This window comes from Pseudomonas sp. AC239 (assembly GCF_979258545.1).
In genome coordinates, this window is the sequence record NZ_OZ409864.1 from 1472119 (window position 1) to 1486326 (window position 14208).

The 14208-nt window shown below is 61.2% G+C and carries 12 protein-coding genes and 1 riboswitch; of the genes, 7 read left to right on the forward strand and 5 right to left on the reverse strand.

All coding sequences use genetic code 11. The features are described 5' to 3' along the window. Positions 1 to 121: 121 nt before the first annotated feature. On the reverse strand, positions 122 to 2119 hold the full coding sequence (tkt, locus tag ACZ0AZ_RS06820; RefSeq protein WP_039757603.1) for a transketolase: 1998 nt from the start codon (positions 2117 to 2119) through the stop codon (positions 122 to 124). Between the two features lie 259 nt (positions 2120 to 2378). Between tkt and ACZ0AZ_RS06825 the strand changes: the two genes are divergently transcribed. The 4 genes from ACZ0AZ_RS06825 to ACZ0AZ_RS06840 all read left to right on the forward strand — a co-directional run bounded on the left by ACZ0AZ_RS06825 (position 2379) and on the right by ACZ0AZ_RS06840 (position 6974). Next, complete coding sequence (locus tag ACZ0AZ_RS06825; RefSeq protein WP_039757602.1) at positions 2379 to 3374, forward strand: ArsR/SmtB family transcription factor; 996 nt, start codon at positions 2379 to 2381, stop codon at positions 3372 to 3374. Between the two features lie 18 nt (positions 3375 to 3392). After that, complete coding sequence (gene metK, locus ACZ0AZ_RS06830) at positions 3393 to 4583, forward strand: methionine adenosyltransferase (RefSeq protein WP_024014624.1); 1191 nt, start codon at positions 3393 to 3395, stop codon at positions 4581 to 4583. 221 nt (positions 4584 to 4804) lie between these two features. After that, positions 4805 to 6481, forward strand: coding sequence for an NAD-dependent DNA ligase LigB (ligB, locus tag ACZ0AZ_RS06835; protein ID WP_463537124.1), 1677 nt, complete (start codon positions 4805 to 4807; stop codon positions 6479 to 6481). A 97-nt stretch (positions 6482 to 6578) separates the two neighbouring features. Then, positions 6579 to 6974: a DUF1090 domain-containing protein gene (locus tag ACZ0AZ_RS06840; RefSeq protein ID WP_039757598.1), complete on the forward strand. Its 396-nt coding sequence runs from the start codon at positions 6579 to 6581 to the stop codon at positions 6972 to 6974. A gap of 165 nt (positions 6975 to 7139) precedes the next feature. Here ACZ0AZ_RS06840 and ACZ0AZ_RS06845 read toward each other — a convergent pair whose 3' ends face one another. After that, positions 7140 to 7589 (reverse strand): c-type cytochrome, encoded by a 450-nt coding sequence (locus tag ACZ0AZ_RS06845; RefSeq protein WP_039757595.1) that lies wholly within the window; start codon positions 7587 to 7589, stop codon positions 7140 to 7142. Positions 7590 to 7717: 128 nt separating this feature from the next. On the opposite strand from ACZ0AZ_RS06845, the gene mltA reads away from it, so the two are divergent. Further along, on the forward strand, positions 7718 to 8902 hold the full coding sequence (mltA, locus tag ACZ0AZ_RS06850; RefSeq protein WP_310403464.1) for a murein transglycosylase A: 1185 nt from the start codon (positions 7718 to 7720) through the stop codon (positions 8900 to 8902). Positions 8903 to 9016: 114 nt separating this feature from the next. Here mltA and ACZ0AZ_RS06855 read toward each other — a convergent pair whose 3' ends face one another. Beyond that, on the reverse strand, positions 9017 to 9400 hold the full coding sequence (locus tag ACZ0AZ_RS06855; RefSeq protein WP_024014628.1) for an MAPEG family protein: 384 nt from the start codon (positions 9398 to 9400) through the stop codon (positions 9017 to 9019). A 344-nt stretch (positions 9401 to 9744) separates the two neighbouring features. Between ACZ0AZ_RS06855 and ACZ0AZ_RS06860 the strand changes: the two genes are divergently transcribed. Then, positions 9745 to 10914 (forward strand): MFS transporter, encoded by a 1170-nt coding sequence (locus tag ACZ0AZ_RS06860; protein WP_463537125.1) that lies wholly within the window; start codon positions 9745 to 9747, stop codon positions 10912 to 10914. A 250-nt stretch (positions 10915 to 11164) separates the two neighbouring features. Next, a complete protein-coding gene (locus ACZ0AZ_RS06865) occupies positions 11165 to 12430 on the forward strand; it encodes a cation:proton antiporter (RefSeq protein ID WP_016772774.1) in 1266 nt (421 codons plus the stop codon). On the opposite strand, the gene ACZ0AZ_RS06870 is transcribed toward ACZ0AZ_RS06865, so the two are convergent. Continuing rightward, the gene (locus tag ACZ0AZ_RS06870; RefSeq protein ID WP_016772773.1) at positions 12431 to 13318 is read right to left on the reverse strand and encodes a formate/nitrite transporter family protein; all 888 of its coding nucleotides are present in this window, start codon (positions 13316 to 13318) and stop codon (positions 12431 to 12433) included. It lies immediately after the preceding gene. Between the two features lie 174 nt (positions 13319 to 13492). Next, a complete protein-coding gene (locus tag ACZ0AZ_RS06875) occupies positions 13493 to 13897 on the reverse strand; it encodes an acyl-CoA thioesterase (protein WP_016772772.1) in 405 nt (134 codons plus the stop codon). A 190-nt stretch (positions 13898 to 14087) separates the two neighbouring features. Beyond that, positions 14088 to 14186: riboswitch (S-adenosyl-L-homocysteine riboswitch) on the forward strand. Positions 14187 to 14208: the final 22 nt, after the last annotated feature.

Consider the following 14208-nt stretch of genomic DNA (forward strand, 5'->3'; position numbering starts at 1 on the left):
GCACTGCGATATTGCCTGAACCAACGCTTTCGCGAGCAGGCTCGCTCCCACATTGGAATGCATTTCCCTGTGGGAGCGAGCCTGCTCGCGAAGGCCAGCCCGGACAACACAACTGTCAGATTTAGTCTTCCAGCAGCTCTTCAGCCTGACCGAGGATGTTTTCCAGGGTAAAACCGAACTCTTCGAACAATGCCGAAGCCGGCGCCGACTCACCGTAGGTGGTCATGCCGATCACGCGTCCTTCCAGACCCACGTACTTGAACCAGAAATCGGCGTGGGCCGCTTCGATGGCAATACGTGCGCCGACCTGCAACGGCAGCACCGACTGCTTGTACTCCGCATCCTGAGCATCGAACGCGCTGGTGCAAGGCATCGATACCACGCGAACCTTACGGCCCTGCTCGGTCAGTTTGTCGAAGGCTTGAACCGCCAGACCGACTTCCGAACCGGTGGCGATCAGGATCAGCTCAGGCTCGCCTGCGCAGTCCTTGAGTACATAACCACCACGGCTGATGTTGGCGATCTGGCCAGCATCGCGTTCCTGGTGTTGCAGGTTCTGCCGCGAGAAGATCAGCGCCGACGGGCCGTCCTTGCGCTCCAGTGCGTTTTTCCACGCGACTGCCGATTCAACGGCATCGGCTGGACGCCAGGTGTCGAGGTTCGGCGTGGTGCGCAGGCTGGTCAGTTGCTCGATCGGCTGGTGCGTCGGGCCGTCTTCTCCCAGACCGATGGAGTCGTGGGTGTAGACGTGAATCACGCGCTTCTTCATCAGTGCCGACATACGTACGGCATTGCGCGCGTATTCCATGAACATCAGGAAGGTCGCGCCGTAAGGCACCAGGCCGCCGTGCAGGGTCACGCCGTTCATGATTGCGGTCATGCCGAATTCGCGCACGCCGTAGTACATGTAGTTACCGCTGGCATCTTCAGCGCTGACGCCCTTGCAACCTTTCCACAGGGTCAGGTTGGAACCGGCGAGGTCAGCCGAACCGCCGAGCAGTTCCGGCAGCAGCGGGCCAAACGCGTTAAGGGTGTTCTGGCTGGCCTTGCGGCTGGCGATGGTTTCGCCCTTGGCCGCGACTTCGGCGATGTAGGCCGAGGCTTTTTCCGAGAAGTCGGCCGGCAGTTCACCGCTCAGACGTCGGATCAGCTCGTTGGCTTCGGTCGGGAATGCAGCGGAGTAAGCAGCGAAACGCTGATCCCACTCGGCTTCGACCGCGCGGCCAGCTTCTTTGGCGTCCCACTCGGCGTAGATGTCGGCCGGGATTTCGAACGGGCCGTAGTTCCAGTTCAGCGCCTGACGGGTCAGGGCGATTTCCGCGTCACCCAGTGGGGCGCCGTGGCAATCTTCCTTGCCCTGCTTGTTCGGCGAACCGAAACCGATGGTGGTCTTGCAGCAGATCAGCGTCGGCTGAGCGCTCTTGCGCGCGGTTTCGATGGCGGTCTTGATCTCTTCCGGATCGTGACCGTCGACATTGCGGATCACCTGCCAGTTATAGGCTTCGAAACGCTTCGGCGTGTCATCGGTGAACCAGCCTTCGACTTCGCCGTCGATGGAAATGCCGTTGTCATCGTAGAAGGCAATCAGCTTGCCCAGGCCCAGCGTGCCGGCCAAAGAGGCGACTTCGTGGGAAATGCCTTCCATCATGCAGCCATCACCGAGGAACACGTAGGTGTGGTGGTCGACGATGTCGTGGCCAGGACGATTGAACTGCGCGCCCAGGACTTTTTCAGCCAGCGCGAAACCGACGGCGTTGGCCAGACCTTGACCCAGCGGACCGGTGGTGGTTTCAACGCCCGGGGTGTAACCGAATTCCGGGTGGCCCGGCGTGCGGCTGTGCAGTTGACGGAACTGCTTGAGGTCGTCGATCGACAGGTCGTACCCGGTCAGGTGCAGCAGCGAGTAGATCAACATCGAGCCGTGGCCGTTGGACAGCACGAAGCGGTCACGGTCGGCGAACGACGGGTTGCTCGGGTTGTGCTTGAGGTAGTCGCGCCACAGCACTTCGGCAATATCTGCCATACCCATAGGGGCACCGGGATGGCCGCTGTTGGCTTTTTGCACGGCATCCATGCTGAGGGCACGAATGGCGTTGGCACGCTCACGACGGCTAGGCATCGCTGATCTCCTGGGTGTGAATAGACTGAAACGGAAAAAAGGAGGGCATTTTCCCTCACCCATGCGTCTGGGGGCAATGACAGATAGTCATCGGCAGGCGTTTTTCCAATCGATAGCACAGGTTTCGCCTGGTGAAACCTTTCCGCTGTTCGTTTGTAGAGACTACCGTGCGTTGAGAAGTGCCATTTATCGAGCAATATCAAAACTTTTTGATATTGACCTTGCGGTGCCTTGCCCCCGTCTCTAGACTGCCAGCCCTATGAACTTACGCGTGCCTTCCATTCGCCATGACGATTGCGACGAGCTGGCGGCCCTGTGCAAGGCCGGCGGCGATCCGCTGCGGCTGAATGTCTTGCGCGCGCTGGCCAACGATTCGTTTGGCGTGCTGGAGCTCGCGCAGATTTTCGGCATCGGCCAGTCAGGCATGAGCCATCACCTCAAGGTGCTGGCGCAAGCCGATCTGGTGGCGACACGCCGTGAAGGCAATGCGATTTTCTATCGTCGCGCCCTGCCCCACAGCGAATTGCTCGGCGGCAAGCTGCACGCGGCATTGCTGGAAGAAGTCGACAATCTGGATCTGCCTGACGAGGTGCGAGCGCGCATCGAGCAGGTTCACGGCCAGCGTGCCGCGGCCAGTCAGGACTTTTTCGCCCGGGTCGCGGAAAAATTCCGTGCCCAGCAAGACTTGATCGCAGGCCTGCCGCAGTACCGTGACAGCGTGCTGGCCCTGCTCGACAAACTGAACTTCGATGGTGCAGCCACGGCCATTGAAGTCGGCCCCGGCGATGGTGCTTTTCTGCCGGAACTGGCCCGTCGCTTCGGCACCGTCACCGCGCTGGACAACAGCCCGGCGATGCTCGAACTGGCGCGTCAGGTATGCGAACGTGAACAGCTGGCTAACGTCAGCCTGCAATTGGCCGATGCATTGAACGGCACGAGCCTTACGGCTGATTGCGTGGTGCTGAACATGGTCCTGCACCATTTTGCCGCCCCGGCCGATGCGCTCAGGCACATGGCCGACTTGCTGCAACCGGGCGGTAGCCTGCTCGTGACAGAGTTATGTAGCCACAACCAGAGTTGGGCCAGGGAGGCCTGCGGTGATCTCTGGTTGGGGTTTGAACAGGACGATCTGGCCCGTTGGGCCACCGCTGCGGGACTCGTTCCCGGGGAAAGCCTCTATGTAGGCTTACGTAATGGTTTCCAGATCCAGGTTCGCCACTTTCAGCGACCGGCTGGCGACACTCACCATCGGTAAATTCAGGAAAACATCGAGATGAGCGAATACTCCCTCTTCACCTCCGAGTCCGTGTCTGAAGGACATCCGGACAAAATCGCCGACCAGATTTCCGATGCGGTGCTGGACGCCATTATTGCCCAGGACAAACACGCTCGCGTGGCCGTGGAAACCCTGGTCAAGACCGGCGTGGCCATCGTTGCCGGTGAAGTGACCACCAGCGCCTGGGTCGACCTGGAGCAGATCGTTCGTGACGTGATTTGCGACATCGGCTACACCAGCTCCGAAGTCGGCTTCGACGGCGCGACCTGCGGCGTGATGAACATCATCGGCAAGCAGTCCCCTGACATCAACCAGGGCGTTGACCGCGCCAAGCCTGAAGATCAGGGCGCCGGCGACCAGGGCCTGATGTTCGGCTACGCCAGCAACGAAACCGACGTTTTGATGCCAGCGCCGATCACCTTCTCGCACCAGCTGGTGCAGCGTCAGGCTGAAGCACGCAAGTCGGGCCTGCTGCCTTGGCTGCGTCCGGATGCCAAGTCGCAAGTGACCTGCCGTTACGAAGGCGGCAAGGTTGTCGGCATCGACGCTGTGGTTCTGTCGACCCAGCACAACCCGGAAGTCTCGTACAAAGATTTGCGCGAAGGCGTGATGGAGCTGATCGTCAAGCACGTGCTGCCTGCCGAACTGCTGAGCAAGGACACCCAGTTCCACATCAACCCGACCGGCCAGTTCATCATTGGCGGCCCGGTGGGCGACTGCGGTCTGACCGGCCGCAAGATCATCGTCGACAGCTACGGCGGCATGGCCCGTCACGGCGGCGGCGCGTTCTCCGGCAAGGATCCATCGAAGGTTGACCGTTCTGCTGCCTACGCGGGCCGTTACGTGGCCAAGAACATCGTTGCGGCCGGTCTGGCCGAGCGTTGCGAGATTCAGGTTTCCTACGCAATCGGTGTGGCCCAGCCTACGTCGATCTCGCTGAACACCTTCGGCACCGGCAAGATCAGCGATGACAAGATCATCAAACTGGTGCGTGAAGTGTTCGACCTGCGTCCATACGCGATCACCACCATGCTCGACCTGCTGCACCCGATGTATCAGGAAACCGCAGCCTACGGCCACTTCGGTCGGGCACCGCAGACCAAGACCGTTGGCGAAGACAGCTTCACCACGTTCACCTGGGAAAAAACCGACCGCGCCGACGCCCTGCGTTCCGCCGCTGGCCTGTAAAACCCTGGCTGCATGAAAGCCCCGCACGGTTCGCGCCGTGCGGGGCTTTTTCATGCCTGACAGATTTTTGAGATCCGTGTGGGAGCGAGCCTGCTCGCGAAGGCGCCCGCCCCGGCAACACCAGTTCCCCTGCCCCGAAACAGTTCGCAAAAAAGCCGCGCAACGTTCTTCTGATCCTCACCTACCCTTCAAGCATCACCCCCCGAGCAAGGATGCTCACAATGCTCTTCACACTGCGCCTGTTGCTGGCCTTCCTGCTGGCACTCATCACCCTCGTCAGCCAAGCCAACTGCCCCGACTGGCCCTTACCCCAAGCCCAACGCGAAATCACCGCCCTGCAAAACCGGATCGATCAATGGGACGACGCCTATCACCGCGAAGGCCGCTCATTGATCAGCGACGAACTCTATGACCAGTCCCAACTGCGACTGAAAGAATGGCAGGCCTGTTTCAACCACACCTCATCCCCGCAGCCGTTACGCACCGCGTCCGGCACGTTCCCCCACCCCATCGCCCACACCGGTCTGGACAAGCTGCACAAGGCCGAGGACGTCGCCCACTGGCTGCGCGCTCGCCAGAACGTCTGGGTGCAGCCCAAGGTCGACGGCGTGGCTGTCACGCTGATCTACCGCCAGGGAATATTGCAGCAGGCGATCAGTCGCGGTGACGGGATCAACGGCCAGGACTGGACCGCCTCCGCGCGCAGGATCGCTGCCATTCCGCAACGGTTGAGGCAGCCACGGGATCTGCTGGTACAGGGCGAGCTTTATTGGCGCCTGAACGCCCATGTTCAATCACAGTCCGGCAGCGTCAATGCCCGCGCCACCGTCGCCGGTCTGATGGGGCGCAAATCGCTGGATGCCGAACAGGCTGCCGGGATCGGGCTGTTTGTCTGGGACTGGCCGCAAGGCCCTGTGCGACTGCCGGAGCGATTGTCCGAACTTCAGGCATTGGGGTTCGCCGCAACCGAGCCCTTTACGCAGCCCATCAGCCAATACGAAGACGCGCAAAAATGGCGCGAGCACTGGTATCGCTCGCCCCTGCCCTTTGCCAGCGACGGCGTGGTGCTGCGTCAGAGCCAACGGCCACCCGCCGAGCGCTGGCAGGCCAAGGCACCTTATTGGGCGATTGCCTGGAAGTACCCGTTCGCCCAGGCATTGGCCGAAGTGCGCAAGGTCAACTTCAAGATCGGCCGTACAGGGCGGATCACACCAGTGCTGGAACTGCTGCCGGTCAGACTCGATGACCGCGAAATCAAACGAGTCAGCGTCAGCTCGCTGAAACGCTGGCAAAGCCTCGACATCCGTCCCGGCGATCAGGTGGCAATCAGTCTGGCGGGGCTGACCATTCCGCGCCTCGACAGTGTCGTGCTGCGCACCAGCGAACGGGCGGACATCAGCATTCCCAATGGCGACGACTACCACGTCCTGAGTTGTTGGCAACTGACGCCGGGGTGTGAAAGCCAGTTTCTCGCGCGTCTGACCTGGCTCAGTGGCAAGCAGGGCCTGGCCATGCAGCATGTCGGTCGTGGCACCTGGGAGAAACTTTTGGAAACAGGCCGTCTGAAACACCTGCTGGATTGGCTGACCCTCGATGCGTCAGAGCTTGCTACCATTGCCGGCCTCGGCGAGCGCAGCAGCGCACGTCTGATCCAGAGTTTTCACGGCGCGCGGCAACAGCCGTTCGCTCGATGGTTGAAAGCGCTGGGCATGCCGCCGACCGGACAGGCACAACTGGACGATTCGTGGCAGGCCCTGGCACAACGCGACACGGAACAATGGCAGGCAGAAACCGGCATCGGCCCGGGACGCGCGGCGCAACTGAGCGCATTCTTTCGCGACCCGCAGGTAGTGGCTTTGAGTGAAACCTTGAAAGCCGCCGGAATCGACGGCTTCTGAACCTGCAATCCCCGCCCGGCGGGAACCCAACGGCCGGCCAGACGCTCCAACAGCGCAGTGCCCTCCAACCCCGATTGCCTTTGCACATGGAGCTTTTATGAAATTTCTCGCACCGCTCGCCCTGCTCACTCTTTGCGGCGTCATGGCCGCCCCGGTCATGGCCGAGGAAGACGGCCCGGGCCTGACCGGTTGCGCTGCCAAGAAGCAGGGCATCATCAACCAGATCGAACAGGCCAAGTCGCGCGGCAACATGGAGCAGCAGGCGGGTCTGGAAACCGCACTGCGTGAAGTGAACGAACATTGCACCGACGCCGGGCTGAAAAAAGAACGTGAGAACAAAGTGCTTGAGGCCAAGCATGAGGTGAGCCAGCGTCAGGCGGACCTCGACAAGGCCATGAAGAAGGGCGATCCGGAGAAGATCAACAAGCGCAAGGAAAAGCTCGCCGAGTCGCGCAAGGAACTGCAGGACGCGCTGGACGAGATCGACAAGTAACCAAAGCCGTGTGGCGAGGGGATTTATCCCCGTCCGGCGGCGAAGCCGTCGCAAATTCGGCTGGTCGGGTCCGACTGAAAAAACCCGGTTGTATGGTGCTGGGGCTGCTTCGCAGCCCATCGGGGATAGATCCCCTCGCCACAAGGTACTCAGCAGCCTCAGGAATCAATGATCGCGAAACTCTTTATGGCAAGCACTGCAGGCATCCTCGACTTTCTGCACTGCCGGCCCAAGATTGCTGGCCTTGTATGGCTGAATCTGGCTGGCGACCACCAGTTCACCGGTAGCTGCCTCCAGCGCGCGGGCCAGTTCCTGAAAACGCGCCTGTTTCTGCCAGACATCATCTTTGGCGCTGGTGTGATCTTCTTCGCGCACCTGCGGGAAATGCTTCCACGGCTCATGGGCCAACGCATCAAGCCTGACTGCGCCCTCGGCAAATTTCGGCCCGTCAAAGGCAATGCGCCCGCGCAACATGCCGCCGAGGTCTTCGCTGGTCTTGAGCATCTGCTTGAAGATGGCTTTGCGCTGGCCCAACGGCGAATTAGGGTCGACGCCGCCACAGGCGGACAAGGTCAGGCAGGCCAGCAATACAACAGCAATGGGTTTCAGAGTCATGGTGGCTTCAGGTCGCGGAAATCGGCGGCCAGTATCCTCGGCTCACCGCCAAACACCAATAGCCCTATTAAAAATACGGGTTGGTCGAGCGCATGGAGCACTCGGCCAACCGGCACAGGAATCACTCCATGAACAGCCGCTTCACGGCCTGGCGTCACCCGCTCTTCGCTACCCTGCCCTTATTGGCGGCTCTCGCAGGCTGCACCGGCGGCGACAATGCCGAACCGAAAACCCATGCGCTGGCCACTTATTCCAGCGCGACCTGGGAAGCGTTGCCCGCGGTCTCCGACAACGATCTGGTCGCCGGTTTCGGATCCTGGCGCAGCGCCTGCACGCGACTCAAAACCGACGCGGTCTGGGGGCCGACCTGCACTGCGGCGGCGAATGTGCCGCAAAGCGCCGCCGAGATTCGTGCATTCCTCAAACAGAACCTCGATGTCTACGGCCTGCGCGCCGAGAACGACAACCCCAACGGTCTGATCACGGGCTATTACGAACCGGTCTATCCCGGTAGCCTGACGCCCACCGCAACGGCAAACGTGCCAGTGTATGGCGTGCCGGAAGACATGATCATCGTCTCGCTCGACAGCATCTACCCGGAATTGAAAGGCAAGCGCCTGCGCGGCCGCCTCGAAGGCCGCGTGCTCAAGCCTTACGACGACGCGGCGACCATTGAATCCAAAGGCGTGAAAGCGCCGGTGGTCGCCTATCTGACTGATCCGATGAATCTGCAATTTCTGCAGATCCAGGGCTCAGGCCGGATTCAGACCGAGGACGGCAAACAGTTACGCATCGCCTACGCCGACCAGAACGGCCACCCGTACCGGCCGATCGGTCGCTGGCTGGTCGAGCAAGGTGAGCTGAAGAAGGAAGAGGTAACCATGAGCGCGATCAGCAACTGGGCCAAGGCCAACCCGACGCGCATCCCGCAACTGCTCGCCAGCAACCCGAGCTACGTGTTCTTCACCCGCAACCCGGACAGCAACGAAGGCCCGCGCGGCTCGCTGAACGTGCCGTTGACCGCCGGCTACAGCGCGGCGGTGGATCGCAAGGTGATTCCCTTGGGCAGTCTGTTATGGCTGTCGACCACCAAGCCGGACGGCACACCGCTGGTGCGCCCGGTCGCCGCGCAGGATACCGGCGGCGCGATTGCCGGTGAGGTGCGCGCGGATCTGTTCTGGGGCACTGGCGATGCGGCCGGGCAACTGGCCGGAGACATGAAACAGCAGGGGCAGATATGGATGCTCTGGCCTAAAGGAAAAGAATTGCCGCAAGTGCCGCAGGTGGCGGATACACCGAAGCAAAAGTCTTAGGTTCTTCGTCGTCTGATCCATCGCTTTCGCGAGCAGGCTCGCTCCCACATCTGGAATGCATTTCCATCTGGGAGCGAGCCTGCTCGCGAAGAGGCCGGCAGCAACAGCCGATAATCAGATCGACACAAAGAAAAACGAAGCAATCAGCCCCATCCCGATAAACCACACCACCGAACGCAGTGCAGCCCAGTCAGCCAGGTAGCAGATGATGTACAGCAGGCGACTGGTGATAAACAGCACCGCCAGCACATTGACCGTCACCAGCTCCGCAGTGCCGACCAGATGCGCGACGATCACCGCGGCGGCAAACGCCGGTGTGACTTCAAAGCTGTTCAATTGCGCCGCATGGGCGCGACGGGCGACGCCATCGACGCTATCGAGAAAATCCCGTGGATCGTAATTGTCCTTCAAGCGGAAACCGCCGGTGGCCTTCGCCACGATCGTGCACACGTAAGGCAGGAAAATCGCGATCAACACACACCACAGAGCCACTGTCATAACGTCGTCCTTTTTCGATTCGAATAATTGGCGAGCGGTCAGAGCTTCATCACCAGCATGCCGATCAGCACCTGCCCACAGGCTAAGAGCCGTGGCCGGCCGAAAGGTTCTTTCAGGCGGATATTTCACGGCAGCGTTTACGGTGAATATGCGATTGCAGAACCGACTGGTCAGAATTGATTCGCCATGTGTCAGCAGCTGTTTATACTGCAACCCACCACGCCGTACTCAGCTGCACACCCAAAAATTCCAATAAAAGCTGCCTGCTCCGCTTTCTTCGAAAACGGTCGCTGGCACGCGTATGCCTGATCAAAGCGTCAAGACTACCGACAGAGACCTTGCGCATGCCCCTCGCTCTGCTTGCACTCGCCGTTGCCGCGTTCGGCATCGGCACCACCGAATTCGTCATCATGGGCCTGCTGCCCGATGTCGCCCGCGATCTGGCGGTGAGCATTCCTCACGCCGGGCTGCTGATCACCGGTTACGCCCTGGGCGTGGTGTTCGGCGCGCCGATTCTGGCGATCGGTACCGCCAACATGCCGCGCAAAGCGACACTGCTGGGCATGACGCTGATGTTCATTCTCGGCAACGTGCCCTGCGCGCTCGCGCCGAACTACGCAACGCTAATGGCCGCGCGTGTGGTCACGGCGCTGTGTCACGGGGCGTTTTTCGGCATCGGCTCGGTGGTGGCCGCCGGCCTGGTGGCGCCGAACAAACGCGCGCAAGCCATTGCCATGATGTTCACCGGCCTGACGCTTGCCAACGTCCTCGGCGTGCCGCTGGGCACAGCGCTGGGGCAATACGCTGGCTGGCGCTCGACCTTCTGGGCAGTATCGGTGATCGGCATTGTCGCCGCGCTGGCGCAGTGGCTGTGGTTGCCGAAACACATCGCGATGGACAAGGCCAACCTCGCCAGCGAATTCAAAGTACTGAGCAAGGTCAACGTCCTGCTGGCGCTGGGCATGAGCGTGCTGGCCTCGACCAGTCTGTTCAGCGTGTTCACCTATATCGCTCCGATTCTGCAAGACATCACTGGCGTCAGCCCCCACGGCGTGACGGTGATGCTGCTGTTGTTTGGTGTCGGCCTGACGGCGGGCAGCATGCTCGGTGGGCGCCTGGCCGATAGTCGCTTGTTACCGTCGCTGGTCGGTGTAGCGCTGGCGGTCGTGGTCATTCTCGCGGCGTTCAGCCAGACCAGCCGAGCGGTTATTCCGGCGGCGATCACTCTGGTGCTGTGGGGAATTTTCGCTTTTGCGCTGTGCCCGATTCTGCAGCTGTTGATCATCGATCAGGCGCACGAAGCGCCGAATCTGGGTTCGACGCTGAACCAGAGCGCGTTCAATCTGGGCAACGCAGCAGGTGCCTGGATTGGCGGGCTGGTGGTTGCCAGCGGCGCGGATCTGGCGGACCTGCCGTGGACCGGGGCGCTGGTCGGCGTGCTGACGGTGCTGACGGCGCTGTTGTTCATTTACCTGCAACGTCGGCGGGCGAGTGCGGTCAATGTGTCTGGCTGAGACCTCTGCGACTGACTACCTGTGGCGAGGGGATTTATCCCCGTTGGGCTGCGCAGCAGCCCCAAAAACCTTCAATCGGGTTTTGTCAGGAATAATCGATAAGCCCGATTGCGACGGCTTCGCCGCCGAGCGGGAATAAATCCCCTCGCCACAATGAGCTGTGGTGTGTCCCATGTCGCTGTTTGCCCATCAAACCCCTGCGTCCAACCTCCGGTCGCGCTCCATTCACTCTCCATCCAAAGGACCCCGGATGCTTGAACTCGTCGCCGCTTTCATCTGCCTCACCACCCTCCTGACCTTCGTCAATTTCCGCTTTATCGGCCTGCCGCCGACCATCGGCGTGATGGTTACCGCCCTGCTGTTCTCACTGCTCCTGCAAGGCCTCAGCGTCCTCGGTTTTCCCGGCCTCGAAGACCGCGTGCAGCAACTGATCGGCCAGATCGATTTCGGCGATCTGCTGATGAACTGGATGCTCTCGTTCCTGCTGTTCGCCGGCGCCCTGCACGTCAACCTCAATGATTTGCGCAGCTACCGCTGGCCGATCGGCCTGCTGGCGACCTTCGGTGTGTTGATCGCCACCGTGGTGATCGGCAGCCTGGCCTTCTACATTTTTGCCCTGTTCGGCTGGCATGTGAGTTTCCTCTACTGCCTGTTGTTCGGCGCGCTGATCTCACCGACCGACCCGATTGCCGTGCTCGGCGTGTTGCGTACCGCCAACGCTTCGAAGCCACTGAAAACCACCATCGTCGGCGAATCACTGTTCAACGACGGCACGGCGGTGGTGGTCTTCACCGTGCTGCTGGGCATCGCGCAACTGGGCGAAACCCCGACCGTCAGTGCCACGGCCATGCTCTTCGTCCACGAGGCGATCGGCGGTGTGTTGTTCGGCGGACTGATCGGCTATCTGGTCTATCGGATGATCAAAAGCGTCGAGCAGCACCAGATCACCGTGATGCTGACCCTGGCCCTGGTGATCGGCGGTTCGGCGATGTCCACCGAATTGCACGTTTCGGCGCCGATTGCGATGGTGGTGGCCGGTCTGATCATCGGCAACCTCGGGCGCAATCTGGCGATGAACGACATGACCCGCCGCTATCTGGACGGCTTCTGGGAATTGCTCGATGACATGCTCAACGCGCTGCTGTTTGCGCTGATCGGCATGGAGTTGTTGCTGCTGCCGTTCAACTGGCTGCACATGGCCGCCGCAGGTCTGCTGGCGGTGGCGATTCTGTTGTCGCGTCTGCTTACCGTGGCGCCGGCGATCCTGCTGCTGCGTCGCTGGCGCTCAGTGCCGGCCGGGACCATCCGCATCCTGACCTGGGGCGGTTTGCGCGGCGGTGTTTCGGTGGCACTGGCGCTGGCCCTGCCGCTGGGCCCGGAACGCGACCTGCTGCTGAGCATCACCTACATCGTCGTGCTGTCGTCGATCCTGCTGCAGGGCCTGACCATCGGCAAACTGGTCAAGCACGCGACGCGCAACGAGCCGGCGAGCGTGCCTGAGCCAGCCCACCACTGATCATTTCTTGATCGACTGCGGATCGGGCTTAACAGCCTGATCCGCAGATTCCTTCGGCGCACCGCTTTCGCTGCGAATCTGCGCATGGCTGATCAGCGCGAAGATAAAGCTGCCGCCGATGATATTTCCCGCCAGCGTCGGCCCGGCGAACACCGCCCAGAAATCACTCCACGGCAACTCGCCGGCAAACACAAGATAGGACACTTCCGCCGATCCGACGACGATGTGGGTGAAGTCGCCCAGCGCCATGAAGTAGGTGATGAGGATGATGATCCACATCTTCGCGCTCTCCATGGACGGGATCATCCAGACCATGGTGGCGATCATCCAGCCGGAGACGATGCCCTTGGCGAACATCTGACTGGCGCTGTGCTCCATGACCTTGCGGCCGATTTCGAGGAAAGCGACGTCGGTCTTGCTGTCGAAGATCGGCAGTTCCAGCATCACGTAGGCCACCAGAATCGTCCCGCAGAGGTTGCCGACCAATACCACTGTCCACAGACGGATCAGGCGCAGGAAATTCTTCAGCGTCGGCCTGGTCATCACCGGCAGCACGGCGGTCAGGGTGTTTTCGGTGAACAATTGCTGGCGCGCGAGGATCACCGCGAGGAAACCGGCGCAGTAGCCGAAACTGGCGATCACCTTGAATTCGTCGCCATCGGGCAGGCGTGAATTGAGCAATCCCATGCCCATCAAGGACAGGCCCATGGTCAGGCCCGCCGCCAGCGCCGACCACCACAGCGCGGCAATGCTGCGCTCCAGCTCCTGATCGCCCTGGGTGCGGATGATTTCATGCAGAACGGCCGCGCGCGGCGGCTGGCTCTTCTCGACTTCGTGCTGCTCCTTGGCCGAGAGGTCGGGGGTCTTGTCGCTGGTGGGGGTGGTCATGGCGTGGCAACCGGTGGGGGGCGATGTAGCTACGACCGTTGCGCTTCATGGCTGTTCAGTGGCCAGGCGAATCTTCGCTGACCTGGCAAGCGATTTCGCGAGCAGGCTCGCTCCCACAAGGATCACGCTGTACCTATGGGAGCGAGCCTGCTCGCGAAGAATGCGCCGCCGATCTTATTGAACGGCCTCGTCATCCTTGAACTGGTCTTTCACATATTTGATCTCGGTCCGCCCGTGCGGCGCCGGCAGGCCGTCTTCGCCGAGGTTGACGAACACCATCTTCTCGACGGTCAGGATGCTCTTGCGGGTGATCTTGTTGCGCACTTCGCAGGTCAGGGTGATCGAGGTGCGGCCGAATTCGGTGGCGGTGATGCCCAGTTCGATGATGTCGCCCTGGCGCGAGGCGCTGACGAAGTTGATTTCCGAGATGTACTTGGTCACCACACGCTGGTTGCCCAGTTGCACGATGGCGTAGATCGCCGCTTCTTCGTCGATCCAGCGCAGCAGGCTGCCGCCGAACAGGGTGCCGTTGGGGTTGAGGTCTTCGGGTTTAACCCATTTGCGGGTGTGGAAATTCATGGGGGGCTCCTGGGTCGAGGCGTTTGAGCGTTAGGGGTATTGGCCCCCAGCTTCAAGTTTTCAGCTACAAGCTGCAAGTAAAAGCGGATTGGCTTTTACTTGCCGCTTGTAGCTTGCCGCTTGCCACTAGCCGGGCGAAGACCGCTATAATCGCCACCGATTCAGAACGGCTATGCCGTTTTCCCGCCACCTGTCCGAGGGGCGCTGCAGCAGGTTCGACCTGTCAGGCTCGGATGGGGCGTTGACCGGCCTGCGCCGGACACTAAACGCACAACGGCGCCCATTCGCATACATTACGAATGGAGGCTCTT